Source organism: Duganella sp. CF402, from assembly GCF_900109645.1.
Taxonomy (GTDB): domain Bacteria; phylum Pseudomonadota; class Gammaproteobacteria; order Burkholderiales; family Burkholderiaceae_D; genus Rugamonas.
Window position 1 is genome coordinate 3457740 of the sequence record NZ_FOBG01000001.1, and the last position, 25086, is coordinate 3482825.

The following is a 25086-nucleotide window of genomic DNA, read 5'->3' on the forward strand; positions in this document are numbered from 1 at the left end:
CGCCGCCTTTGGCCGGTGCGCGATTTACTTTGTGAAAATAGTGCTACATACTCAATGCTTTATCATCCTCACGACTCCGCAGGGCACGCCATGCAAGCAATCACCCATCCCATTTCCAGCGCCCTCGCGCCGGCCGCGTACGCGCTCACCAGTTTCCACTTCGGCACGCCGGGCAGCGGCAAGAAGGTGTATATCCAGGGCTCGCTGCACGCCGACGAGGTGCCGGGCATGCTGGTGGCGCAATTCCTGCGCACCGAACTGGCGGCGCTGGAAGCGGCCGGCCAGATCCACGGCGAAATCATCCTGGTGCCGGCCGCCAATCCGATCGGGCTGGCGCAGGCCATCCACGGCGCCGCCTTCGGGCGCTTCGACCTGACCACCGGCGTCAATTTCAACCGCGCCTACAAGCACGTGGCCAACGACTTGAAGCAGTCGCTGGCGGGCAAGCTGGGGCAGGATGCGGCAGCCAATGTGGCGCTGATCCGCGCACACGCGCGCGCCTCGATCGCCGCCTGGACCCCGGCCACCGACGCCGAAACGCTCAAGAAAACCCTGATGACGCTGGCCATCGACGCCGACATCGTGCTTGACCTGCATTGCGATAACGAGGCGGTGCTGCACATCTACGCCGGCACGCCGCTGGCCGAAGCCATCGCGCCGCTGTCGGCGATTCTCGGCTCACACGCCACGCTGCTGGCCTACGAGGCCGGCGGCGAGCCGTTCGACGAGGCCTGCAGCCGGCTGTGGTGGGATCTCGACCAACACTTCGGGCACCAGTTCCCGATTCCGCCGGCCTGCCTGTCGACCACGGTGGAGCTGCGCGGCGAGCAGGAAGTCAGCTACGAGCTGGCGCGCAAGGACGCGGCCGGCCTGCTGCAATTCCTGACGCTGAACGGGGTGCTGGGCGACGCGGCGGCGCAGGCGGCGGCTACGGCGGCGGTGCCGGCGCCGCTGTGCGCGGCGACACCGCTGGAAGGCGTGGAGCCGCTGTATGCGCCGCATGCCGGGATACTGGTCTACACGCGCGAGCTCGGTGCGCGCGTGGCGGCCGGCGATGCCGTGGCCGATCTGATCGATCCGGTCAGCGGCGCGACCACGGTGTTGCGCGCGGCGGTGGACGGCGTGTTCTTTGCGCGCAGCGCGCACCGCCATGTGATTCGTGGCATGAACGTCGGCAAGGTGGCCGGCGCCAAGGCTTATCGTGAGGGCGACCTGCTGAGCGCATGATGAAGAAGAAACTCAAACTCCCCCATACCTTTGTCCTGCTGTTCATCATTCTGGCGCTGATCGCGGCGGCCACGTGGCTGGTCCCCGGCGGCAAGTACGACACGCATCTGGTCAATGGCAAGCAGCTGATTAATCCGGACAGCTTCCACTACATCGACAGCAATCCGCAAGGACTGGTGGCGCTGATGAAGGCGCCGATCAAGGGCTTCGTCGAGGCGGCGCAGATCATCGGCTTCGTGCTGATCGTCGGCGGCGCGTTTGCGGTGCTGCAGAAGACCGAGGCGATCGACTCGATGATCAAGTCGCTGGCGAAGGCGCATGCCAGTTCGAGGTTCATCCAGAAGGCGCTGATCCCGGTGTTCATCACCCTGTTCTCGATCGGCGGCGCGACCTTCGGCATGAACGAGGAGGCGATTCCGTTTATTTTGATCTTTGTGCCGCTGGCGCTGGCGCTGGGCTATGACACGGTGGTCGGCGTGTCGATTCCGTTTTTGGGCTCGCAGGTGGGCTTCTCGGCGGCGTTCCTGAATCCGTTCAACGTCGGCATCGCGCAGGGCATCGCCGGCGTGCCGGTGTTTTCCGGCTGGGGCTATCGCCTGATCGTGTGGGTGCTGGCGACCACCGTCACCATCGTGTTCATGATGTGGTACGCGGCGCGCGTCAAGCGCGATCCGACCTTGAGCCCGACCTATGCGCTCGATCTCGAGAAACGCAAGGAACTGCCGGCCGGCGGCATCGGCGAGTTCCACGGCATGATGGCGCGCCACAAGCTGGTGCTGGCGATCTTCGCCGGCTCGCTGGTGGTGATGGTGGGCGGCGTGGTGCACTACGACTGGTATATCGATGAAATCGCGGCGCTGTTCCTGTCGATGGCGATCGTGATCGGCCTGGTCGGCAAGCTCGATTCGACCCAGATCGTGGAAGGCTTCATGCAGGGTGCGCGCGACCTGGTCGGCACCGCGCTGGTGATCGCGCTGGCGCGCGGCACGCTGGTGCTGGCGCGCGACGCCCACATCATCGACACCATGCTGCATGCGCTGATGCCGCTGGTGCAGTCGGCGCATCCGGTGTTCGCGGCGTGGAAGATGTTTGGCATCCAGACCGTGATCAATTTCTTCATCCACTCGGGCAGCGGGCAGGCCGCGCTGACCATGCCGATCATGGCGCCGCTGGCCGACCTGGTGGGCGTGACGCGCCAGACCGCGATCCTGGCGTTCCAGTTCGGCGAGTTCACCACGCCGATGATCCCGACCTCCGGCATCACCGTCGGCGTGCTGGCACTGGCGCGCATCCCGTGGATCACCTGGGCCAAGTGGATGATTCCGCTGCAGCTGATTTACGCGGTGCTGGCGCTGGCCCTGCTGGTGCCGCCTTGCCTGATGAACTGGCAGTAATTCAATCGAGCTGCCGGCGCCCGTGCCGGCGGCGTTCAATGGCGTCACGGCGCGGGTTGGCCGCTTCGCCGGTGCGCCAGTCGCTGGCGCGCATCCAGCCCTGGTTGTGGTCGCGCTGTATCCAGATGTCGCGCCAGGCATTGCGCACGCAGCCGCATACTTCGTTGGCCCAGCCGCGCGGCGTGACGATGTTTCCGTCAGCGATCAGCAAGTCGCCTTCCACTTGGGCGTAGTGGCTGGTGTAGCCGTGGTTGATCCGCAGGCGCGTGCCGTGCGGCAGGAACAGGTTTTTCCACTGGTAGCCACGCTCGACCGGCCGGCCGCTATTGCGCGCCAGCCACGCCTTGATGGCGATCATGGCAATATCGCCTGGACTGCGCGGGTCGCGCTGCTTCCACAGCTCGTCGCACAGGGCGGTATATACCTTGTGGCTTACTTCCACAGTGACTGCCTCGTTTTGTCTCATTTTGCCTTCTCCGATGCCTCGTCCTTTCTATGTTAGACCGCGCGCTCCCTATGAAGGTTCAGCGGTTCGGCAAAAAAACGAGGCATATGGCGAGGCAAAACGAGACAAAACGAGGCAATGAGTGGGGAAGAGCAACCGTGTGTATATACCCGGCATCAGTTGGCGTAGATATTGGGCAGGTAGCGCTCCATCAGGGTGGCCGGGCGCGACGGCGGGGTGAAGCCGTAGCGGGCGTAGAGTTCGTGGGCGTCGCTGGTGGCCAGCATGAAGCGGCGCAGGCCCTGCAGGTCGGGATGCTCCAGCACCACCTCCACCAGCGCCTTGCCGATGCCCTGCCCGCGCCACTGCTCCACCACGAACACATCGGCCAGATAGGCAAAGGTGGCGCAATCGGTGGTGACGCGCGCAAACGCCACCTGCTTGCCCTCCAGATAAGCGCCGAAACACAGGGAATTATCGATGGCCCGCTCCACCACCGCCAGCGGAATGCCGATCGCCCAGGTCGAGTGCTCGCTCAGAAACTGATGAATCAATGGCACGTCGAGTGCCGTTTTATCGGTGCTGATGTGCAAAGTCGCCATGTTTTCCGTGATCAAATAGACAAGGTTGACGTATTTTAGTGCAGCTTGCGGTTTATAATCGCTGTTGATCCTACGCGCACTTCCTACTTTTGACTATGACTTCACAATTCTCCAAAAAGGCCGAAGCCTGGTCCGCCCGCTTCAGCGAACCCGTTTCCGACCTCGTTAAACGCTACACCGCCTCGGTATTCTTCGACAAGCGCCTGGCCAAGGCCGACATCCAGGGCTCGCTGGCGCACGCCGAAATGCTGGCCGCCCAAGGCATCATCAGCGCCCAAGACCGCGCCGAGATCGAGCGCGGCATGGCGCAAATCAGCGCCGAAATCGAGGCCGGCAGCTTTGAATGGCTGCTCGACCTGGAAGACGTCCACCTGAACATCGAAAAGCGCCTGACCGAGCTGGTCGGCGACGCCGGCAAGCGCCTGCACACCGGCCGTTCGCGCAACGACCAGGTGGCCACCGACATCCGCCTGTACGTGCGCTCGGCCATCGACGACGTGCTGGAACTGCTGAACGCCCTGCGCGCCGCCCTGACCGACCTGGCCGAAAAGAACGCCGACACCATCCTGCCGGGCTTCACCCACATGCAGGTGGCGCAGCCGATCACCTTCGGCCACCACATGCTGGCCTACGTTGAAATGTTCGGCCGCGACGCCGAGCGCATGGCCGACGCCCGCAAGCGCGTCAACCGCCTGCCGCTGGGCGCGGCCGCGCTGGCCGGCACCACCTTCCCGATCGACCGCGTGCGCGTGGCCAAGACGCTGGGCTTCGACGACGTCTGCCACAACTCGCTGGACGCCGTCTCCGACCGCGACTTCGCGATCGAGTTCACCGCCGCCGCCTCGCTCATCATGATGCACGTGTCGCGCATGTCGGAAGAGCTGATCATCTGGATGAGCCCGCGCGTCGGCTTCATCGACATCGCCGACCGCTTCTGCACCGGCTCGTCGATCATGCCGCAAAAGAAAAACCCGGACGTGCCGGAACTGGCGCGCGGCAAGACCGGCCGCGTGTTTGGCCACCTGATGGGCCTGCTGACCCTGATGAAAGGCCAGCCGCTGGCCTACAACAAGGACAACCAGGAAGACAAGGAACCGCTGTTCGACACCGTCGACACCCTGGTCGACACCCTGCGCATCTTTGCCGACATGGCCGGCGGCATCACCGTCAAGCCGGACAATATGCGCGCGGCCGCGCTGCAGGGCTATGCCACCGCCACCGACCTCGCCGACTATCTGGTCAAGAAGGGCCTGCCGTTCCGCGACGCCCACGAAGCCGTGGCCCACGCCGTGCGCGCCTGCGACGATCTGAAGATCGACCTGGCCGAAATGTCGCTGGAGCAACTGCGCGCCTTCTCGACCCTGATCGAGGACGACGTGTTTGCCGTGCTGACCCTGGAAGGCTCGGTCGCCGCGCGCGACCACGTCGGCGGCACCGCGCCGAACCAGGTGCGCCAGGCCATCGCCCGCGTGCGCGCCCAGCTGAAGTAATCCCCTCCGGCGCCGCCGTCCGGCGGCGCCGATCTGCCTGCTGTTTGATCTGGCGCAGTACCGTCCGCCGCCATCGTTCTAGCGTGAAGTCATCTACCACGGAGGATGACATGAAACCACGCACACTCACCCTGTTATTCGCCTGCATCGCCCTGACCGCGCTGCACGCCGGCGCCGCCCAACTGATGTCGGCCCCCATCACCACCGCCACGCCGCAGGACAGCGCCAGCCTGGTCGCGCGCCTCAACGCGCTCGACGCCCACCCCGGCGTCGACGCCAGCTACAGCTTCCGCATCAGCAGCCAGCACCCCGGCGTGGTCGGCCAGAAAATCACCCGCGCCCAGCACACCTACAAGGGCTTGCGCGTGTTCGGCTCCGAATCGGTGGTGGTGACCAACGCCGCCGGCGACATCCTCAGCGTGTCCGCCTCCGACCGCCGCCCCGGCCTGCAGCCGCAGGCGACCACGCCCGGCGGCGTGGCCCCGCCACCACCGCCAGCCGCGCCACTGCCCGCCGACCTCACGCCCAGCCTGAACAGCGAGGCCGCCATCGCCGCCGCCGTGCAGGCGATCGCCGCCGGCGCCAGCCACCGCTGGCCGCCCAGCGCCGAGCTGCTGATCTACCCGCTGATGAAAACCACCCGTACCGCCGCCGCCGCCAACAAGCCCGACGACCAGCTCAACGCCCTCGATGTCGTCGAGGTGGTGGACCGCTACGCGCTGGCCTGGCTGGTGCAGCTGCGCATGGCGCTTGACGGCAAGCTGGTCTACTACGACGTGGTGATCGACGCCCACAGCGGCGCCGTGATCGCCAAGTGGCCGGCGCTGCAAACCGTCACCGGCATCGGCAACAGCCAGTACAACGGGCAGGTGCCGATCAGCACCTCGGCCACCGCCGGCGGCTTCCAGATGCTCGACAGCGCGCGCGGCACGGGCGGGCGGTACGGCGGCATGGCCATCACCAACGCCAACCACAGCTCGCCCAACAACCCCGATCCCGGCGCCATCTACACCAACGCCAGCAACACCTGGGGCGACGGCCTGCAGTACAACGGCGGCAGCACCACCAGCGCCAACGGCCAGACCGCCGCCGTCAACGCGCTGTGGGGCCTGATGAACACCTACGACACCAACAAGAACGTGCTGGGCTGGCAATCGCTGGACGGCAACAACACCGCCACCTACATCGCCGCCCACGTCGGCACCGCCTACGACAACGCCTTCTACGACGACAGCTGCAAGTGCATGTACATCGGCGACGGCAACAGCTTCACCAGCCTGGGCGCGATCGACGTCATCGGCCACGAAATGTCGCACGGCGTGACCGCCTCCACCGCCGACCTGATCTACGCCGGCGAATCGGGCGGCCTCAACGAATCGAACTCCGACATCGGCGGCGAAATGGTGGAAGCCTACGCGCGCCACGGCGGCACCGGCGGCACCGTCCCGGCGGCCGGCAACGACTGGATGATGGGCAAGGAAATCAGCAAGAGCGGCCAGCCGCTGCGCTGGATGTACAAGCCGAGCAAGGACGGCCGCAGCCCGGATTCCTGGAACAGCAACCTCGGCAACCTCGACGTCCATTACTCGAGCGGCCCCAACAACCGCATGTTCTACTTCCTGGCGCAGGGTTCGAGCGCCGACCCGGCCAGCGACTACCACAGCCCCTACCTGACGCGCACGCCGGCCGCCATGAGCGGCATCGGCAGCGACAAGGCCTACCGCATCTGGTTCAAGGCGCTGACCACCAAATTCACCTCCTCCACCAACTATGCCGACGCCCGCAACAAGGTGCTGCAGGCGGCGCAGGAACTGTACGGCGCGACGTCGAAGGAAGCGATTGCCGTGCAGCGCGCCTACGCCGCCATCAACGTCGGCGCCGACATCGATGAAGCGGGCGGCGGCGGTGGCGGCGAGGCGGTCGAGCGCATCGTCAACGGCGGCTTCGAAAACGGCGTCACCGGCTGGAGCGGCACGACGTACGTGATCGGCGCCAATCCCGGCCAGCCGCCGTACGAAGGAACGCGCTACGCTTGGCTGGGCGGCAACGGCCGGCGCGCCACTGAAACGCTGACCCAGCGCGTCACCATTCCAGCCAACGCCGCCAGCGCGCAACTGAGCTTCGCGCTGCACATCGACACCGACGAAGGCGGCAACACCGTGTACGACACTATGACCGTCACCGTCCGCAGCGGCGGCAGCGGCGGCGCGGTGCTGGCCACGCTGGCCACCTACACCAACCTGACGCCGGCCGACGGTTACCAGATCCGCAGCTTCGACCTGCTGCCGTTCAAAGGGCAGACCGTCACGCTGTCGTTTGCCATGCGCGAAGACCGCTCGCTGCAAACGTCCTTCGTGCTCGACAAGGTCAGCCTGCTGACCAAATAATCAACGCAGCGACACGAACACCGGGTTCGAATAGAACCACAGGCTGCGGTAGTTGCGGTCGTTGATATCGTTGAAGCGCTGGGTGTTGTCGGTGGTGCCGGTGCGCTGGTCGGCCAGCGGTTCGCCGCCCTGCGTCAGTCCGGCGACATCCACGCCCAGGTTGGTGCCGCGCAGGCGGAAGTACTGGTTCTTGCTGGCGGTGGTTTCATAGGTGACGCTGTAATAACCGTCCGCATCCACCTTCCAGTCGGCCGCCGTGAAGCGCTTGACCACGCGCGCGCTGGCGTTGGTGGCGACGCTGTAGGCCGCGCTGCCCGGCGTCGCCCTGGCGCCGACATCGCCGGCGATCAGGTCGACGTGATCGACCACCGGCTTGACGTTGGCCGGCGTGCCGCTGTCGACCGGCTTCTCGTAATTGTTCTTCGCCGGCGACTTGAAGCGGATGGTGATGGTGACCTTGTCGCCGCTGGCCACTTTCAGTTCGCCGCCCATCTCCTTGCGGTCATCGCGGCTGGCCAGGTTGAAGTCCAGCGCGTTAATCAGGTCGCCGTAGACCGAGAACATCTTGCCCGAGCGCAGGCCGGCCAACAGGTCCCTGGCGCTGGGTGCGCCGGTGGCGCTGTTGAACACATAGTTCTTCGCATACTCGCCGGGGAAATAGCCGCTGCTGTTGCCGCCGACGATCTTGAAGTGGGTGTCGGAATCGGTCAGGTTCCAGATGCGGCGGCCCTCGCCCAGCAAGGCATCCCACGGCCCGCCCAACTTGGCGACCACGTAATCGACACCGCCATACACCCGCAGCAGCGCGTTGTCGTCGGTGTAGGCCGCCGTGTAGCCGCCGCGATCCGGCTCCATCTGGTTGCCCACCATGCCCTCGATGGCAAACATGATGTTGGGCGCGGCGTCGTTGAAGGCGCGGAAGTCGGCGATGCTGTAGCTGCCCTTGTTGCGCGACGGGTGATTGATCACCGCGTAGCTGGTATCCGGATAATTCTGTTTAAGCCAGTTGATCGCCTGCAGCGCATCGTCGGCGGTCTTGTTGTAGCGCGTCTCGCCGTACTTGGCCTTCCACGCCGCCACATCGGCGGCGTCGAACATGGCGGCGTCGCGCGTGGTGAACAGATATTCGAATTCCTTCATGCCCTTGGTGCTGGCGGCCGCGCCGTCGAACATGCCGATGCCGATATGGTCGTGGGTCGGCATATCCCATTCGAAGCCGGAGAAAATCAGCTTGTCGGCGTAGGTGCCGGCCGCCTGCAGCGCCTTCACATGCGGTGCCTCGTAGCGTTCAACGCCGAGCGACATCGGGATCGACGCCGCCAGCGTGACGCCCTTCTCGTCGCGGGTGGAGACGCGCAAGTGATTCGACACCGCCATCCAGTCCAGGCCATAGCTGGTGAAGGCCTTGGCCAGAATCTTGTCCAGCGTCTGGCTGACATCGGCGTCGGCCGACTGCGTGGTATGCGTGTGCAGATCGCCGGCGATCCAGCGGCCGGACGGCAGCGGCGGCACCACGCTTTGCGGCGCGTTGTCGCCGCCGCAGGCAGCGATGATCAGCACGGTGGCGATGACGGAAGGGAACAGCAGTTTTTTGTACGGCATGAGTGCATCCTGAAGTGTGAAACAGACGAGCGGGCACCATAACATTGGTGTATGACGGCCGAATGACCTGCTATCATCGGCAGTTCAAGCGAGCGATCCTCGCGCACAACATCAGGATATAAAAATGACTATAGGTATAGGCGGCAAGACCATCGACGAGGCATTGGCCTCCCTGTCGGACATGACTGCGGGCGCAGTCCCCATCGGCAAAGACGAACACCTGCAGCGCATCGCGCGCGCGCAAGCCTACATGCAGGCGCAAGGCATCGCCGCCATCTACCTCAACGCCGGCGCCAACCTGACCTACTTCACCGGCACCAAGTGGTACGCCAGCGAGCGCATGGTCGGCGCCATCCTGCCGGCGCAAGGCGCCATCGAATACATCGCCCCTGCTTTCGAAGAAAGCACCTTGAAGGACTTCATGCTGGTCGACGGCCCGGTCAACTGCTGGCACGAGCACGAAAGCCCGTACGCCTTGTTCGTCGCTGTGCTGAAACGCATGGGCATCGCGCCGAATCCTGCACAGCCGCCGCGCGTGGGCATCTGCGAAAGCGCCGCCTTCTTCATCTACGACGGCATCCGTCCGCTGGCCGACGGCTACGCGCTGGAGAATGCGCGCGCCGTCACCGCGCACTGCCGCACCCGCAAATCGGCCGCCGAAATCGCCCTGATGCAGCGCGCCAAGGACATGACGCTGGCGGTGCACATCGCCGCTGCCAGCATCCTGCGCGAGGGCATCACCACCAAGGAAGTGGAAGAATTCATCGACCGCGCGCACCGCAAGGTTGGCGCCTCCGGCTCGTATTTCGTGATCGTGCTGTTCGGCGAAGCCACCGCCTACCCGCACGGCGTGAGCTACGTGCAGACGCTGAAGTCCGGAGACACGGTGCTGATCGACACCGGCTGCAAACTGCACAACTACATCTCCGACATCACCCGCACCTACGTGTACGGCCCGATCAGCGAGCGCCAGCGTTCGGTATGGAACAGCGAAAAGAAAGCGCAAGCCGCCGCCTTCGCCGCCGCCCAGCTGAGCGTGCCGTGCGAGGAAGTGGACGCCGCCGCCCGCCATTCGCTGGAAGCGGACGGCTTCGGCCCCGGCTACAAGTTGCCCGGCCTGCCGCACCGCACCGGCCACGGCATCGGCCTCGACATCCACGAGTGGCCCTACCTGGTTGGCGGCGACAAAACGCCGCTGGACGTCGGCATGTGCTTCTCGAACGAACCGATGATCTGCATCCCGGGCGAATTCGGCGTGCGCCATGAAGACCACTTCTACATGACCGCCAGCGGCCCGAAATGGTTCACCGAACCAGCCCACAGCATCGACGACCCGTTTGGCTTGAAACGTTAATCTCTCAGGAGGCGTGCATGAAACGAGTGACTGGCATCGGCGGTATTTTCTTTTATGCGCAAGACCCCAAGGCGCTGGGCGAGTGGTACAAGCGCCATCTCGGTATCGACGTGCAAGCCTGGGGCGGCGCGGCGTTCGATTGGACCGACGATGACGGCAAGCCGACCGGCGGCACCACCGCGTGGTGTATCTCGGCCGCCGACAGCAACGCCTTCGCACCGGCCAGCAAACCATTCGTGGTGAATTACCGCGTGGCCGATCTGGCCGCGCTGCTGCAAGCCCTGCGCGACGAGGGCTGCAACGTGCTCGATAAAACCGACGATTCCGAGTTCGGCAAGTTCGGCTGGGTCATCGACCCGGAAGGGAACAAGTGCGAACTGTGGGAACCGCCGCCGGGCCAGTAATCAGCTGCGCTTCATCACCAGCGTGAGGATGTCGTAGCTGGCCACCAGCTCGTCGCGCTGGTTGGTCACCTGCACGTCCCACGCCACCACGCCCTGCCCCACGCCCTTGTCGTCGGTGCGGTTGCGATCGACCTTGCGCTTGCAGGTCAGGCGCGCGCGGATGGTGTCGCCGATCGCCACCGGCGCCACGAAGCGCAGGTTATCCAATCCATAGTTGGCCAGCACCGGCCCCGGCGCCGGCGACACGAACAAGCCCGCCGCCGCCGACAGCACGAAGTAGCCGTGCGCGATGCGCTGGCCGAACTGCGTGTCTTTCGCCGCCACCTCGTCGAAATGCATGTAGAAGTAGTCGCCCGAGACGCCGCCGAAGTTGACGATGTCGGCCTCGCTGACGGTGCGGCGATGGGTCAGCAGCGAATCGCCGATGGCCAGATCCTCGAAGTGCTTGCGGAACGGATGCAGCGCCTCTTCCTGCACCTTCGCACCGCGCACGTATTCGCCGGTCACCGCCGCCAGCATGGTCGGCGAGCCTTGCACCGCCGCGCGCTGCAGGAAGTGGCGCACCGCGCGGATGCCGCCCAGCTCTTCGCCGCCGCCAGCGCGTCCCGGACCGCCGTGCTTGAGCTGCGGCAGCGGCGAGCCGTGGCCGGTGGAATCCACCGCCGCCTCGCGCTCGAGCACCAGCACGCGGCCATGCGAGGCCGCCGCCATCGGCACCGCGTAGGCGGCAATCGCCGGCTCTTTGGTCACCAGCGTCGACACCAGCGAACCCTTGCCGCGCGCGGCCAGCGCCAGCGCTTCGTCGATGCCGTGATAACTGATGATGGTGCTGACCGGGCCAAACGCCTCGACGTCGTGCACCGCCTCATTGCCCATGCCGTCACGGCACAGCAGCAGCGTCGGCGCGAAGAACGCGCCTTCGCTCACGCCCTCGCCGACCGGCTTGAAGCCATCGCGCGCACTGAACAACACCTCGTTGCCGCGCGCGAGCAGTTCGACCCGCTCGGCCACATCGCGCTGCTGATCGCGCGACGCCAGCGCCCCCATGCGCACGCCGTCCACCGACGGATCGCCAACGCTGACTTTCGCCAGCCGCTCGCGCAGGCGTGTGCCCACCGCATCGACCAGATGATCGGGCACGATGATGCGGCGGATCGCGGTACACTTCTGCCCCGCCTTGCCGGTCATCTCGCGCGCCACCTCCTTCACGAACAGGTCGAACTCCGCATCGTCCGGCGTCACGTCCGGCGCCAGGATGGCGCAGTTGAGCGAATCCGCTTCGGCGGTGAACGGCACCGAGTTGGCGATCAGGTTGCGGTTGGTGCGCAGCCGCGCCGCCGTGTCGGCCGAGCCGGTGAAGGTCACCACGTCAGCGCCGCCGAGGCGGTCCAGCAGGTCGCCGGTGCCGCCGATCACCAGTTGCAGCGCGCCTTCCGGCAGCAGGCCGGATTCGTGCATCATGCGCACCAGCGCTTCGGTCAGGTAGCTGGTGGCGCTGGCCGGTTTGCCGATGCACGGCATGGCCGCCAGAAAGCTCGGCGCGAATTTCTCCAGCAGGCCCCAGATCGGGAAGTTGAAAGCGTTGATGTGCACCGCCAACCCGCCGCGCGGCACCAGGATGTGGGTGCCGGCAAAGCCGCCGTTCTTCCCGAGCGCCATCGCCGGGCCTTCATGCAGCACGTTGGACGACGGCAGCTCGCGGCTGCCCATGCTGGCGTAGGCGAACAGCGTGCCGGTGCCGCCTTCGATATCGACCCAGCTGTCGGCGCGGGTGGCGCCGGTCAGGTGCGAGATGGCGTACAGCTCTTCCTTGCGGCTCAGCAGGTACACGGCCAGCGCCTTCAGGCGCGCGGCGCGCTGCTGGAAATTCATCTGCATCAGCGCCGGGATGCCGCTCTTGCGCGCATAGCTCACCGCCTCGCCGAAGTCGATCTGGTCGGCGTGGGTGTGGTAGATCACGGCGTTGGTCAGGGCGCTGTGCAGCGGCGCGGCGGCCTCGCTGCCGATCCAGCGGCCGGCGATGAAGCTTTGTAAAGTCTGTGGCATGGTGCAGTCTCCGTTGATTATGCTGAGGCGTTCTTGTGCAAGTGCAGCGGCAGCGCGCTGTCCCACGCGATGCGCTTGCGGTCCGGCTCCGGCGCGGTGAGCGCTTCGGTCTCGCGCATGGTCTGCATGCTGCGCACCGCCAGCTCCTGGTACTGCCCGGTACCGTTGGTTTTCCATTGGATCTCGTCGTCACTCAATTCGCGCAGCACCTTGGCCGGCGAGCCGACCGCCATGCTGCGCGGCGGGATCTGCATCCCCGCGCGCACGAAGCTCATGGCGGCGACGATGCTGTCCGCGCCCACCACGGCGTTGTCCATGACGACGCTGTTCATGCCGACCAGCGCGTTGCGGCCAATGCGACAGCCGTGCAGCACAGCGCCGTGCCCGATATGGCCATCCTGCTCAACTACCGTATCGCAGCCGGGGAAGCCGTGCATCACGCAGGTGTCCTGCAGGTTGGCGCCTTCCTCCAGCACCAGCCGCCCGAAGTCGCCGCGCAGCGCCGCCAGCGGGCCAATATAGCAGCGCGGGCCGACGATCACATCGCCGATCAGCACCGCGCTCGGATGCACGTAGGCAGTCGGGTGAACCACCGGCGTGACGCCATTGATTTCATAAACCTTGACCATCGCTACTCCTTAGCCTTAGCCGCGCGGGCGCTGATCGATCACGCGGCGCGCCTTGCCGGTCAGCGTGCGCTCGATGCCGTTGGGCGGCAGCAGCGTAACCTTGGTGCTGACGCCGACGTTGGTCTTGATGCGCTGTTCCAGATCGCGGGCCAGCGCTTCGACTTCGCCGGCCGGCGCGCTGCTGGCCACCTCAGGACGCAGTTCGGCCCGCACTTCCAGCTTGTCGAGATGGCCGTCACGGCTGACAACGAGCTGATATTGCGGCGCCAGTTTCGGCATCTTGCAAATCAGTTCTTCGATCTGAGTCGGGAACACATTGACGCCACGGATAATCAGCATATCGTCCGAGCGCCCGGTGATCTTGCCGATGCGGCGCATGCTGCGCGAGGTCGGCGGCAGCAGGCGCGTGAGGTCGCGCGTGCGATAGCGGATGATGGGCAGCGCTTCCTTGCTCAGCGAGGTGAATACCAGCTCGCCCTCCTCGCCGTCCGGCAGCACCTCGCCGGTTTCGGGATCGATGATCTCCGGGTAGAAGTGGTCTTCCCATATCACCGGGCCGTCCTTGCTCTCGATGCACTCGCTGGCGACGCCGGGGCCCATCACTTCCGACAGGCCGTAGATGTCCACCGCGTCGATGCTGGCGCGCTGCTCGATCTCGGCGCGCATGGCGTCGGTCCACGGCTCAGCGCCGAAGATGCCGACCTTGAGCGAGCTGGCGGCGGCGTCCAGTCCCTGGCGCTGGAATTCCTCAATGATGTTCAACATGTAGGACGGCGTCACCATGATGATCGATGGTTTGAAGTCCTGGATCAGCTGCACCTGTTTCTCGGTCTGGCCGCCGGACATAGGCACCACGGTGCAGCCGAGACGTTCGGCGCCGTAGTGCGCGCCAAGGCCACCGGTGAACAGGCCGTAGCCGTAGGCGATGTGCACCATGTCGCCGCGCCGGCCGCCGGCAGCGCGGATCGAGCGCGCCACCACGTTGGCCCAGGTGTCGATGTCGTTCTGGGTGTAGCCGACCACAGTGGGCTTACCGGTAGTACCGCTCGATGCGTGCACACGCACCACGCGGTCTTGCGGCACGGCGAACAGGCCGAATGGGTAGTTGTCGCGCAGGTCCTTCTTGCCGGTGAACGGGAATTTGGCGAGATCGGCGAGCGTTTTCAAATCGTCCGGGTGGACACCGGCGGCGTCGAAGGCGGCGCGGTAGTGCGGCACGTTGTCATAGGCGTGGCGCAGCGTCCACTGCATGCGTTGCAGTTGCAGCGCTTGCAGCTCGTCGCGGCTGGCGCGTTCGATCGGTTCCAGATCGGACGGCGCGGGGGTGCGTTGGACCATCGGTGTCTCCTCGTTAGATGACGGTGCCGCTGATGCGGTGCGATTTGCCGCGGAACAGGGCGATGGTGCGGCCTTCCTGATTGGTGACCTTGACGTCATAGACGCCGCTCTTGCCGGCCAACGCTTGTTCGGTCGCGGTGGCGGTCAGCACATCGCCTTCGCGGCCGGGCGCGAGGTAGTCGATGGTGCAGGCTGCGCCGACGGTGGTGTGGTTATGGCTGTTGCAGGCGAAGGCGAAGGCGCTGTCTGCCAGCGTGAAAATGAAGCCGCCGTGACAGGTCTGGTGGCCATTCAGCATGTCGGCGCGCACCGGCATCGACATGCGCGCATAGCCGGGAGCGACGGCGTCGATGGTCATGCCGAGCGCTTGCGAGGCAGGATCGCGCGAGAACATCGCCGCCGCCACCGCCTCGGCCAGTGCCTGCGGATCGTCGTTCAGCTTAGTCATGAAAACGCCCTCCGCTCGCCTGCTTGCGGCGCAGCAGCGGCGAGACGCGGTAGCGGTCCTCGCCATAGCTGCTCGCCAAATTGGTCAGCACGCGCACAATGTGTTCAATGCCGACGGCGTCCGCCCACGCCAGCGGGCCGCGCGGGTAGTTGACGCCTTTCTGCATCGCGATGTCGGCGGCGGCGGCGCTGCACACGCCCTGGTTGACCGCATCCGCTGCCTCGTTGGCCAGCATGGCGACGGTGCGCATCACGGCCATGCCGGGCACGTCGTCCAGCCGCGTGACGGTGAAGCCGGCCGCTTGCAACAGGCCGACCACGGCGCGATACGCAGCCGGCGTGCATTGGTCGGCGCAGGCGACGGCGATGCGATTGGCGCCGCCGTAGTCCAGCGCGAGGTCGACCAATACCGTGTCCGGATGATGGTTGTCGCGCGCGCGCTGGGTGGCGCTGCGGCCGTCGGTCAGGTAGACGGCGGCGCCGTTGCAGTGGAAGGCCGGCGCATCGTCGTGCGGACCGGCTTGACGGATCGCCTCCGGTGTGCGGCGCTGCGCGATCTCGATACCAGCAGCACGCAGGCGCGCCGCCAGCGCATCAACCACCGCTCCGCCCACCGCATGCAAGGCTGCGCCCTGCTCCACCGTATAGCTCACATACTCCGGCTTCGGCTGCGGCGCCTCGGCCTGCGCCTGCAGCGTGGCGGCCGCATCGCCGTAGTGATAAAAGCCGCGCCCCGCCTTGCGGCCGAGGAAGCCGGCGTTCACCATCTCCTGCTGCAGCACCGACGGCGTAAAACGGGGATCGCCGAAGTAGGCGTTGAAGACCGACTGCGTGACCGAAAAATTCACGTCATGCCCGATCAAATCCATCAACTCAAAAGGCCCCATGCGGAAGCCGCCGGCCTCGCGCATCACGGCATCGATGGTGGCCGCATCGGCCGCCTGCTCATTCAACAAGCGCCAGCCCTCGGCGTAAAACGGCCGCGCCACGCGATTGACGATAAAACCCGGCGTCGACTTGGCGTGCACTGGAATCTTGCCCCACGCCGCCGCCGTGTCGTACACCGTCTGCGCAACGCCGCCATCGGTGGCGAGGCCGCTGACAACTTCACACAACGCCATCAACGGCACCGGATTAAAGAAGTGCATGCCCACCACGCGGCCCGGCAAGCGCAGCCCCGCCGCAATCGCCGTCACGGAAATCGACGAGGTATTGGTCGCCAAAATACAGTCATCCGCCACGATCGCCTCCAGCTGCGCAAACAGCCCGCGCTTGGCCTCGAGGTTTTCGACGATGGCCTCCACCACCATGCCCGCATCGGCCACGTCGTCCAGCGCAGGCGCAGCATGCAAGCGCGTCACAGCGGCCGCGCAGTCCGCAGCGCTGATCCGCTCCTTGGCGACCAGCTTGTCGAGCGCCGACGCTATCCCGGAAATCGCCTTGTCCACCGCTTCCGGGCGCGTGTCAAACAAGCGCACCGTGTAGCCGGCCACCGCCGCCACCTGCGCGATGCCCGCGCCCATTGCGCCGCTGCCGATCACCGCGACCGTGCGGCCGGTATACAGGGCCGTCATCTCAGCGCCCCTTGAATTGTGGCGCGCGCTTTTCCATGAAGGCGGCCACGCCCTCGCGGTAATCGTCGCTGCGACCCAGCTCACTCATCATGCCGCATTCCAGCGTCAGTTGCTGGTGCAGGCTGTTGTGCGGGCTGGCGTGCAAGGCCTGTTTGGTGAAGGCCAGTCCTTTGGTCGGCGCGGCGGCCAGCTGGCGCGCCATCGCCTGCACTTCGGCGGCGAAATCCTCGTCGGGAATCGCTTTCCAGATCAGGCCCCAGGCCTCGGCTTTTTCCGCCGTCAGTTTTTCACCCAGCATGGCCAGCCCCATCGCCCGCGCACTGCCGACGAGACGCGGTAGGAAGTAGGTGCCCCCAGTGTCGGGAATCAGGCCCAGTTTGCAGAACGCTTCGATGAACGAGGCCGACTTGGTCGCCAGTACGATGTCGCAGGCCAGCGCGATGTTGGCGCCGGCGCCGGCCGCCACGCCGTTGACGGCGCAGATCACCGGCAGCGGCAGGTGGCGCAGCGACTGCACCAGCGGCGCGTAGTTCTTCTCCACCGAGTCGCCCAGATCCACTGTGCGCGCGCCCGGCTCCACCGCGCGATCCGACAGGTCCTGCCCGGCGCAGAAGCCGCGACCGGCGCCGGTCAGCACCAGCACCCGAGCGGCGCCGCTGGCCGCTTCGCTGGCGACGCGCTTGAGCGCATGGCGCACTTCTTCGTGCATGGCCTGGGTGAAGCTATTCAGTTTGTCCGGGCGGTTCAGCGTCAGCGTGGCGACGCCGCCGCTGATGTCGAACAGGATGTTCTGGTAGTCCATGATGTCTCCGTGTTTTTATTCGGCCTGGTCGAAGTCGATGACGACTTTGGCGGTGGTGGGGAAGCTTTGGCAACTCAATACGTAGCCGCGCGCGATTTCATAGTCTTCCAGTGCGTAGTTGGCGTCCATGTCGACCTTGCCCTCAATGACTTTGCAGCGGCAGGTCGAGCACACGCCGCCCTTGCACGAGTAGCGCATGTCGAGGCCCGCGCGCAGGCCGGCGTCGAGCAGCGATTCCTTGTCCTGCTCCATCGTGAAGCTGGCGGCGTTGCCGTCCATGATGACGGTGACTTCGGTGTGCTGGTGCGCGGCTTCGGCGGCCGTGGCGCGCGGCTGGTGCGTGTGCTTGGGGATGCTGGCGGCGAACAGCTCGATCTTGATGTTCTGCTTCGGCATGCCGGCTTCCTGCAGCGCGGCCGAGACGCCGTGCATCATGTCTTCGGGGCCGCAGATGAAGGCGACGTCGATATCGTCGGCGCGCACCCAGTGCTGCAGGAATTGCGCGGCTTTCTCCTTGGTGATGCGGCCGTTGAACAATTCGATGTCCTGCTGCTCGCGGCTCATTACGTAGGCCAGCTTGAGACGCTCCATGTAAGTGTCCTTCAAGTCGGACAGTTCGTCCCGGAAGATGACCGAGGAGGAGGCCCGGTTGCCGTAGAAGAGCGTGAAGCGGCTGTGCGGTTCGGCCGCCAGCGTGGTCTTGATGATGGACAGGATGGGCGTGATGCCGCTGCCGGCCGCGAAGGCCAGGTAGTGCTTGCGGTTGGCCGCGTCCAGCGGGACGTTGAAGTGGCCCATCGGCGGCATCACGTCCAGCGTCTGGCCGGCCTGCAAGGTGTCGTTGGCCCAGCCGGAGAACAGGCCGCCGTGGGTGCGCTTGATGGCCACGCGCAGCGCGCCGTCCTGCACGGCGGAGCAGATCGAGTAGGAGCGGCGTACGTCTTCATCGCCGATTTTTGCGCGCAGGGTCAGGTGCTGGCCTTGCTGGAACCGGAAGCTGTTGCGCAGCTCGGGCGGCACGGCGAAGGTGACGGCGATGGTGTCGCGCGTTTCGTTGCGCACTTGGGCGATGGTCAGCGGATGGAATTTGCTCATGATCGTTTTAGTGGCACTTGAAGTAGTCGAAGGGTTCGCGGCAGGCCAGGCATTTGTACAGCGCCTTGCAGGGCGTGGAGCCGAACTGGCTGGTGATCTCGGTGTGGGTGGAGCCGCAGTGCGGGCAGGCCACGGTCGGCGCGACGGTGGCGCGGCGCGAGATGGCGGCCAGCGGGCCGGCAGCGTTGGCGCGCAGGCCGCTGATGTCGATCACTTGCTGCGCCGGTGGGGCGATGCCGTAGCCGCGCAGGGCGGCTTTGCCGGCGTCGCTCATCCAGTCTGTGGTCCAGGCGGGCGAGAGCTGGTTGTGCAGCCGCACTGTCGCTACGCCGTGCGTGTGCAGCGCTTCGGTGATGGCCTCGGCGATGACTTGCATGGCCGGGCAGCCGGAGTACGTTGGCGTGATGGTGACGTCGCACGCGCCGTCGGCGGCCACGCGTACCTCGCGTACGATGCCCAGGTCGACGATGCTGATGACTGGGATTTCGGGATCGGGCACGGCGGCGAGCCAGGCCCAGATTTGCTCAGCTTGGGTCGCAGCGGCGCACCGTCCGTCCTTCGCCGGAGCGACAGTGGCGGGTGCGGTGGCGGCGGCTTTCATGGCGGGCTCGCTGCTTACCACTCCGCGCCCGGATAGGCGCGCTGCAGGAACTGCATCTCGGCCAGGATGTAGCCAAGGTGCTCGCTGTGGCGGCCTTGCTTGCCGCCGCTTTGCATCCACGCATCGGCAGGCGGCATCGTCAGCGTGGCCTCGGCCAGAATCTCTCTGACATGCGCCAGCCAGTGCGCGCGCAGTTCGTCGGCGGCCGGCGCCACGCCGGCGGCGACCATCGCTTCATCCACCGCGTCGTAGGCGAACACTTCGCCGCTGTACATCCACAACTCGTTGACGGCGGCCTGGGTGCGCGCATGGCTGATCTCCGTGCCGTCGCCGAGGCGCACCATCAAGTCGCCGCTGCGGCGCAGGTGGTAAGTCACTTCCTTGAGCGACTTCTCGGCGATGGCGGCGATGCGCGCGTCGCTGCTGCGCGTCAGCGCTTCGATCAGGAAGTAATGCCAAGCGTCGAAGAAGAACTGGCGCACCAGCGTGTCGGCGTAGTTGCCATTCGGCTGTTCCAGCAGCAGGCAGTTCTTGAATTCATGTGCGTCGCGCAGGTAGGCCAGCTTGTCCTCGTCGCGGCCCGCGCCTTCCAGTTCGGCCGCGTACTCGTACCACATGCGGGTCTGGCCCAGCAGGTCCAGCGCCACATTGGTCAGCGCCATGTCTTCTTCCAGCGCCGGGCCCTTGCCGCACCACTGCGACAGCTGCTGGCTCAGGATCAGCGCATTGTCGCCGAGGCGCAGCAGGTAATTGACCTTGTTGTCCATGATGGTCGCGCCTTACAGGTTCTTGACTTCTTCCGGCATCGGGAAGAAGGTCGGGTGGCGGTACACCTTGCTGTTGGACGGCTCGAACAGCGCGCCCTTGTCGGCCGGGCTGCTGGCGACAATATCGGCCGCGCGCACCACCCAGATGCTGACGCCTTCATTGCGCCGCGTATAAACGTCGCGCGCGTTGTTGACCGCCATCTCGGCGTCCGGCGCGTGCAGGCTGCCGACGTGCTTGTGCGCCAGCCCGTGCTGGCTGCGGATGAAGATTTCCCACAGTGGCCATTCTTTGCTCATTGCTGTCTCCTTTATGCGGCGCGTGCGTTTTTCTTGTCGGCGTGGGCGACCAGCGCCTCGCGGAACCACTCGCCGTCGTCCCAGGCCTTGACGCGGGTGCGCAGGCGCTCGCGGTTGCACGGGCCATTGCCCTTCAGGACGTTCTGGAACTCGGTCCAGTCGATGGCGCCAAACTCGTAGTGGCCGGTCTCCGCGTTCCACTTCAGGTCCGGGTCGGGGATGGTCAGGCCGAGGTATTCGGCTTGCGGCACGGTCTGGTCGACCATGCGCTGGCGCAGTTCGTCGTTGGAGAACAGCTTGATGCGCCACTGCGCCGACTGCGCGCTGTTGACCGATTCCGCGTCCGAGGGGCCGAACATCATCAGCGACGGCCACCACCAGCGGTTCAGCGCATCCTGCGCCATCGCCTTCTGCTCGGGCGTGCCGCGCGCCAGCGACAGCATGATGTCGTAGCCCTGGCGCGCATGGAACGATTCTTCCTTGCACACGCGGATCATGGCGCGCGCATACGGGCCGTAGGAGCAGCGGCACAGCGGGATCTGGTTGATGATGGCCGAGCCGTCCACCAGCCAGCCGATCGCGCCCATGTCGGCCCACGACAGGGTCGGGTAATTGAAGATGCTCGAGTACTTGGCCTTGCCGCTGTGCAGGGCGGCCAGCAGTTCGTCGCGCGACACACCCAGCGTTTCGGCGGCGCTGTACAGGTACAGGCCGTGGCCGGCCTCGTCCTGGATCTTGGCCAGCAGGATCGATTTGCGCTTGAGGGTAGGCGCGCGCGTCACCCAGTTCCCCTCCGGCAGCTGGCCGACGATTTCCGAGTGGGCGTGCTGGGAGATTTGCCGGATCAGGGTCTTGCGGTAGGCCTCCGGCATCCAGTCCTTGGCCTCGATCTTGATGCCGTCGTCGATGCGGGCCTGGAAGGCTTGCTCTTCCGGGCTCATGTCGGCGGCCGTGCGGACTTGCTTGAGGCCGGTCTCCACCAGTTGTGCGTACATGGCTGTCTCCTCCTTCTCCACATATTACGATACGGATTTTTATTTAGCTACGATTATTTTGAATCATATTAAAATAATGTCTCTCATCAACTTTTACGTGCGCGGGCAAGTAAACTATGGTTTCCACGTCCAGCTTAATAAACCGCCTATGAATTGCAACGAATGGATCGCCAGCTTTTTGGCCACTGACCCGCCGCGCTCGAAATCGCTGGTGGTGACCATTTTTGGCGACGCCATCGTGCCGCACGGCGGCATGGTGTGGCTGGGCAGCCTGATCGAGCTGCTGGCGCCGTTCGGCGTCAACGACCGGCTGCTGCGCACCTCGGTGTTCCGGCTGGCGCAGGAAGGCTGGCTGGGCGCCCAGCGCGACGGCCGCCGCGCCTCCTACGCCATCACGCCGGACGCGATGGCGCGCTTCGTGCACGCCTACCGCCGCATCTACGCGCCGCCCAATGTGCACTGGGACGGCAGCTGGACCCTGGTGCTGAACGGCGACGGCGCACTCAACGCGGCCGAGCGCAGCGCGGTGCGCAAGGAATTGCTGTGGGAAGGCTACAGCGTGATCGCGCCCGGCATCATGGGCCACCCGGCCGCCGACGGCCCGGCGCTCGACGAGCTGCTCAAGCGGCTGGGCGTGGCCGGCAAGCTGTTCGTGGTACAGGGCAAGTCGATGCGGCAAGTGAGCGCGCGTCCGCTCAGCGACCTGGTGGCCGAAGGCTGGGATGTGGCCGGGGTGGCCGAGGGCTACAGCAAATTCATCGCCCAGTTCGAGCCGCTGCTGGCGGCCTTGCGCGCCACCGCCGATGCGGCCGACGGCCTGCCGCCGGGCGGCGCGGACGCAGATGGACTGGCCGGGGTGGAAGCCTGCGACCAGCCGCTGACGCCGGAAAAAGCCTTCGTGGTGCGCACCTTGTTGATGCACGCCTACCGCCGGGTGCAGCTGCACGACCCGCAGCTGCCGGTGGAACTGCTGCCGACGCCGTGGCCGGGCGCGCTGGCCTACGAGCTGGCGCGGCAAATCTACCTGCTGGTGTATGCGGCGGCCGAGCAACACATCGAGACTGCGCTGCGCCGCGAAGACGCCGCTGCCCCGGCCGCCGAAGCGGCCTTCTTCGACCGCTTCGGCGGGCTGGCCTGAAATCCGGGCAGGCGGGCGGACTACCCTGTATCATGTCGGCTCCGCGCCACAAGCGCGGGCGACTATTCCCATAGAATTCACCAGGATTCCGCCATGCCTATCAAAATCAGCCAGCAATTCGACGCCGGCGCCATCGAGGTGGTTCGCGCCGACGATCCGGCCGCCATCGACCTGAACATCCGCAAGGATTCCCACGCCGACATCATCCAGTGGTTCTACTACCGCGTGCAGGGCGCGCAGGGCACGCCGCTGACCATGAACTTCCTCAACGCCGGCAGCGCCGCCTACCCGGATGGCTGGAACGATTACCAGGCCGTGGCCAGCTACGACCGCGACAGCTGGTTCCGCGTGCCGACCAGCTACGACGGCAAGACCATGACCATCAACCACACGCCCGAGTACGACAGCGTGTACTACGCCTACTTCGAGCCGTATTCGTGGGAACGCCACCTGGCGCTGCTCGACAACGCCCAGCTGTCGCCGCTGGTCAAGCTGGTGGACCTGGGCAGCACGGTCGACGGCCGCGACCTCAATATGCTGGTGATCGGCGATCCGGAAGCGGAGCAGAAAGTGTGGGTCATCGCGCGCCAGCACCCGGGCGAGACGATGGCCGAGTGGTTCGTCGAAGGCATGGTCGAAGCGCTGCTGGATCCGGCCAATCCGTTCGGCCGCCAGTGCCTGAAGGAAGCGGTGTTCTACGTGGTGCCGAACATGAATCCGGACGGCTCGGTGCGCGGCAACCTGCGCACCAACGCGGCCGGCGCCAACCTCAACCGCGAATGGCTGAACCCGACGATGGAGCGCAGCCCGGAAGTGTTCCTGGTCAAGCAGAAGATGCACGAAGTGGGCGTCGACCTGTGCCTGGACATCCACGGCGACGAAGGCTTGCCGTACGTGTTCGTGGCCGGCAGCGAATCCTTGCCCAACTTCACGCCGGACCAGGCCGAAGCGCAGCAATACTTCATCGACAATTTCCTGATCGCCAGCCCGGACTTCCAGGATGAATTCGGCTACGGCGAAACGCCGTACACGCCGGAAACGCTGACGATGGGCTCGCCGCACATCACGCACGCCTTCGGCTGCCTGTCGCTGACGCTGGAGATGCCGTTCAAGGACAACGCCAACGATCCGGATCCGGAGACCGGCTGGAACGGCGCCCGCAGCGCCGAGCTGGGCAAGGCGATTCTGCAGCCGGTGCTGCAGTCGCTGTTGGCGCAGCAGTAAAGCCATCCCCTGCGGCGGCGCAAGGCGGCCGCCGCAGGGGAAAATAAACTGGACCTCAGGCGGCGCATTGGCGCGCCGCGTCTGGAGGTCCATCATGTTCCGTCCCCTCATGTTTTGCTGGCTGCTCGCTGGCTGCAGCATGCCCTGTCGTCCGCCGCAACTGGCGGATGCCCACACGACTTTTCCCGGTTTGATCGATCTGGCAGCACAGGCCAACGGCCACGCTGCCGATGTGCTGCTGGTGCACGGCATCTGCACCCATGACGCCAGCTGGGCCGGCGTGGTGGTGCCGCAACTGGCGCAAGCCTTGCGCGATGCGACGACGGCGCCGGCAGCGGCAGCGGCAGTTCCAGCTTCGGCCACCGGTGCAGCCGTGCACATCGTGCCCTCGGTGGTGGCCACGCCAGCTGGCCAACTACGCTTTGATGCGCTGATCTGGTCGCCGCTGACCGATGACCTCAAGCGCCAGCTATGCTACGACCAAAGCGGCAAGTCCTCGCTGTGCACCGGCACGCCGCCCTACCCGTACACGCGGGCGCGCCTCAACGCCCGCTTCAAGGATGGCCTGATCGATGACTGTTTGCCAGACGCCTTGATTTATCAGGGCGCAGCGCGCGAGACCATGCAGCTGCGCATGCGCGAGGCGGTCTTGCAAGTCTTGTCCGGGATGCGGCCGGAGGCGCCGCTGGTGGTGATTTCGCACAGCATGGGCAGCAAACTGTTGTTCGATACGCTGCTGCGCATGACGCAGGAACCGGCCGGTTCGATGGCGGCCACGCTGGCGCAACAAGCCATGCAGCGCATGCGCTTGCTGATCATGGCAGCCAACCAGATACCGCTGCTCTCGCTGGCCGAGCAACAGCCGGCCGCCAGCACCGCGCCCGCCGCCGTGCCGGGGGCAGACAGCCTGCAACAACTGCTGCGCCAACGCCGCGCACTGGCTGCCGCGCCGCCGCTCACCTTGGTGGCCTTCACCGATCCAAACGACCTGCTGTCCTACACGCTGCCGCCGGAGCGCTACGCAGCGCAAGGCGTCACGGTCCACAACATCCTGGTCTCCAACGCGCCGACCTACCTCGGCCTGCTGGAACGCCCCGATCTCGCCCACCTCGACTACCTGACCAATCCGGATGTGGGCCGCCTGATCGCCTGCGGCCAGCCCACGAGCAAGCTCTGCAAGTGAGCATACAGGCACGGTGTGTCTCACCCACACACCTCGCCTGAATTT

The 25086-nt window shown here is 65.8% G+C and carries 23 protein-coding genes; 9 read left to right on the forward strand and 14 right to left on the reverse strand.

Translation table 11 applies throughout. The features are described 5' to 3' along the window. Positions 1-90 precede the first annotated feature (90 nt). The gene (locus tag BMZ70_RS15535; protein ID WP_092276013.1) at positions 91-1227 is read left to right on the forward strand and encodes a succinylglutamate desuccinylase/aspartoacylase family protein; all 1137 of its coding nucleotides are present in this window, start codon (positions 91-93) and stop codon (positions 1225-1227) included. Beyond that, positions 1224-2621, forward strand: coding sequence for a YfcC family protein (locus BMZ70_RS15540; RefSeq protein ID WP_092276016.1), 1398 nt, complete (start codon positions 1224-1226; stop codon positions 2619-2621). The genes BMZ70_RS15535 and BMZ70_RS15540 overlap by 4 nt, the downstream gene beginning before the upstream one ends. A gap of 1 nt (position 2622) precedes the next feature. Here BMZ70_RS15540 and BMZ70_RS15545 read toward each other — a convergent pair whose 3' ends face one another. Both BMZ70_RS15545 and BMZ70_RS15550 read right to left on the reverse strand, forming a co-directional pair. Beyond that, entirely contained in the window at positions 2623-3087 is a 465-nt protein-coding gene (locus BMZ70_RS15545) for a hypothetical protein (protein WP_092276019.1), read from the reverse strand. Positions 3088-3242: 155 nt separating this feature from the next. Then, positions 3243-3668: a GNAT family N-acetyltransferase gene (locus tag BMZ70_RS15550; RefSeq protein ID WP_092276022.1), complete on the reverse strand. Its 426-nt coding sequence runs from the start codon at positions 3666-3668 to the stop codon at positions 3243-3245. 95 nt (positions 3669-3763) lie between these two features. Here BMZ70_RS15550 and argH point away from each other — a divergent pair, with 95 nt between their 5' ends. Together argH and BMZ70_RS15560 are read left to right on the forward strand one after the other, a co-directional pair. After that, complete coding sequence (gene argH, locus BMZ70_RS15555; RefSeq protein ID WP_092276025.1) at positions 3764-5158, forward strand: argininosuccinate lyase; 1395 nt, start codon at positions 3764-3766, stop codon at positions 5156-5158. A gap of 110 nt (positions 5159-5268) precedes the next feature. Then, on the forward strand, positions 5269-7545 hold the full coding sequence (locus BMZ70_RS15560; RefSeq protein WP_092276028.1) for a M4 family metallopeptidase: 2277 nt from the start codon (positions 5269-5271) through the stop codon (positions 7543-7545). Here BMZ70_RS15560 and BMZ70_RS15565 read toward each other — a convergent pair whose 3' ends face one another. Further along, on the reverse strand, positions 7546-9147 hold the full coding sequence (locus BMZ70_RS15565; RefSeq protein ID WP_092276031.1) for a CehA/McbA family metallohydrolase domain-containing protein: 1602 nt from the start codon (positions 9145-9147) through the stop codon (positions 7546-7548). 130 nt (positions 9148-9277) lie between these two features. Between BMZ70_RS15565 and BMZ70_RS15570 the strand changes: the two genes are divergently transcribed. Next, entirely contained in the window at positions 9278-10501 is a 1224-nt protein-coding gene (locus BMZ70_RS15570; protein WP_304529074.1) for a M24 family metallopeptidase, read from the forward strand. A 17-nt stretch (positions 10502-10518) separates the two neighbouring features. Next, positions 10519-10905: a VOC family protein gene (locus tag BMZ70_RS15575; RefSeq protein ID WP_092276037.1), complete on the forward strand. Its 387-nt coding sequence runs from the start codon at positions 10519-10521 to the stop codon at positions 10903-10905. Here the strand turns inward: BMZ70_RS15575 and paaZ are convergent, their stop codons facing one another. From paaZ to paaA, 11 genes are read right to left on the reverse strand one after another with little or no spacing between them, the layout of a single operon-like run. After that, the gene (gene paaZ, locus BMZ70_RS15580) at positions 10906-12951 is read right to left on the reverse strand and encodes a phenylacetic acid degradation bifunctional protein PaaZ (protein ID WP_092276041.1); all 2046 of its coding nucleotides are present in this window, start codon (positions 12949-12951) and stop codon (positions 10906-10908) included. Between the two features lie 17 nt (positions 12952-12968). Next, a complete protein-coding gene (gene paaY / locus BMZ70_RS15585) occupies positions 12969-13580 on the reverse strand; it encodes a phenylacetic acid degradation protein PaaY (protein WP_092276044.1) in 612 nt (203 codons plus the stop codon). A gap of 15 nt (positions 13581-13595) precedes the next feature. Continuing rightward, positions 13596-14918, reverse strand: a complete 1323-nt coding sequence (gene paaK / locus BMZ70_RS15590; protein ID WP_092276047.1) for a phenylacetate--CoA ligase PaaK — start codon at positions 14916-14918, stop codon at positions 13596-13598. A 13-nt stretch (positions 14919-14931) separates the two neighbouring features. Next, a complete protein-coding gene (paaI, locus tag BMZ70_RS15595; protein WP_092276050.1) occupies positions 14932-15366 on the reverse strand; it encodes a hydroxyphenylacetyl-CoA thioesterase PaaI in 435 nt (144 codons plus the stop codon). Next, positions 15359-16939: a 3-hydroxyacyl-CoA dehydrogenase PaaH gene (paaH, locus tag BMZ70_RS15600; protein ID WP_092276053.1), complete on the reverse strand. Its 1581-nt coding sequence runs from the start codon at positions 16937-16939 to the stop codon at positions 15359-15361. Before paaH ends, paaI begins: the two co-directional genes overlap by 8 nt. 1 nt (position 16940) lies before the next feature. Next, a complete protein-coding gene (paaG, locus tag BMZ70_RS15605) occupies positions 16941-17741 on the reverse strand; it encodes a 2-(1,2-epoxy-1,2-dihydrophenyl)acetyl-CoA isomerase PaaG (RefSeq protein ID WP_092276056.1) in 801 nt (266 codons plus the stop codon). A gap of 15 nt (positions 17742-17756) precedes the next feature. Next, positions 17757-18836: a 1,2-phenylacetyl-CoA epoxidase subunit PaaE gene (gene paaE / locus BMZ70_RS15610; RefSeq protein WP_092276059.1), complete on the reverse strand. Its 1080-nt coding sequence runs from the start codon at positions 18834-18836 to the stop codon at positions 17757-17759. A 7-nt stretch (positions 18837-18843) separates the two neighbouring features. Further along, on the reverse strand, positions 18844-19437 hold the full coding sequence (gene paaD / locus BMZ70_RS15615; RefSeq protein WP_092276062.1) for a 1,2-phenylacetyl-CoA epoxidase subunit PaaD: 594 nt from the start codon (positions 19435-19437) through the stop codon (positions 18844-18846). Positions 19438-19451: 14 nt separating this feature from the next. Then, a complete protein-coding gene (gene paaC, locus BMZ70_RS15620; RefSeq protein ID WP_092276064.1) occupies positions 19452-20204 on the reverse strand; it encodes a 1,2-phenylacetyl-CoA epoxidase subunit PaaC in 753 nt (250 codons plus the stop codon). 12 nt (positions 20205-20216) lie between these two features. Beyond that, positions 20217-20501 carry a 1,2-phenylacetyl-CoA epoxidase subunit PaaB gene (gene paaB / locus BMZ70_RS15625; protein WP_092276067.1) on the reverse strand — a complete coding sequence of 95 codons (285 nt, stop codon included), beginning with the start codon at positions 20499-20501 and terminating at the stop codon, positions 20217-20219. A gap of 11 nt (positions 20502-20512) precedes the next feature. Next, positions 20513-21496 carry a 1,2-phenylacetyl-CoA epoxidase subunit PaaA gene (gene paaA / locus BMZ70_RS15630; protein WP_092276070.1) on the reverse strand — a complete coding sequence of 328 codons (984 nt, stop codon included), beginning with the start codon at positions 21494-21496 and terminating at the stop codon, positions 20513-20515. A gap of 148 nt (positions 21497-21644) precedes the next feature. Between paaA and BMZ70_RS15635 the strand changes: the two genes are divergently transcribed. The 3 genes from BMZ70_RS15635 (at position 21645) to BMZ70_RS15645 (ending at position 25041) form a co-directional block, all read left to right on the forward strand. Next, the gene (locus BMZ70_RS15635; RefSeq protein ID WP_092276073.1) at positions 21645-22634 is read left to right on the forward strand and encodes a PaaX family transcriptional regulator; all 990 of its coding nucleotides are present in this window, start codon (positions 21645-21647) and stop codon (positions 22632-22634) included. A 93-nt stretch (positions 22635-22727) separates the two neighbouring features. After that, the gene (locus BMZ70_RS15640; RefSeq protein WP_092276076.1) at positions 22728-23858 is read left to right on the forward strand and encodes a M14 family metallopeptidase; all 1131 of its coding nucleotides are present in this window, start codon (positions 22728-22730) and stop codon (positions 23856-23858) included. 139 nt (positions 23859-23997) lie between these two features. Next, positions 23998-25041, forward strand: a complete 1044-nt coding sequence (locus tag BMZ70_RS15645) for a hypothetical protein (protein WP_130300760.1) — start codon at positions 23998-24000, stop codon at positions 25039-25041. Positions 25042-25086 lie beyond the last annotated feature (45 nt).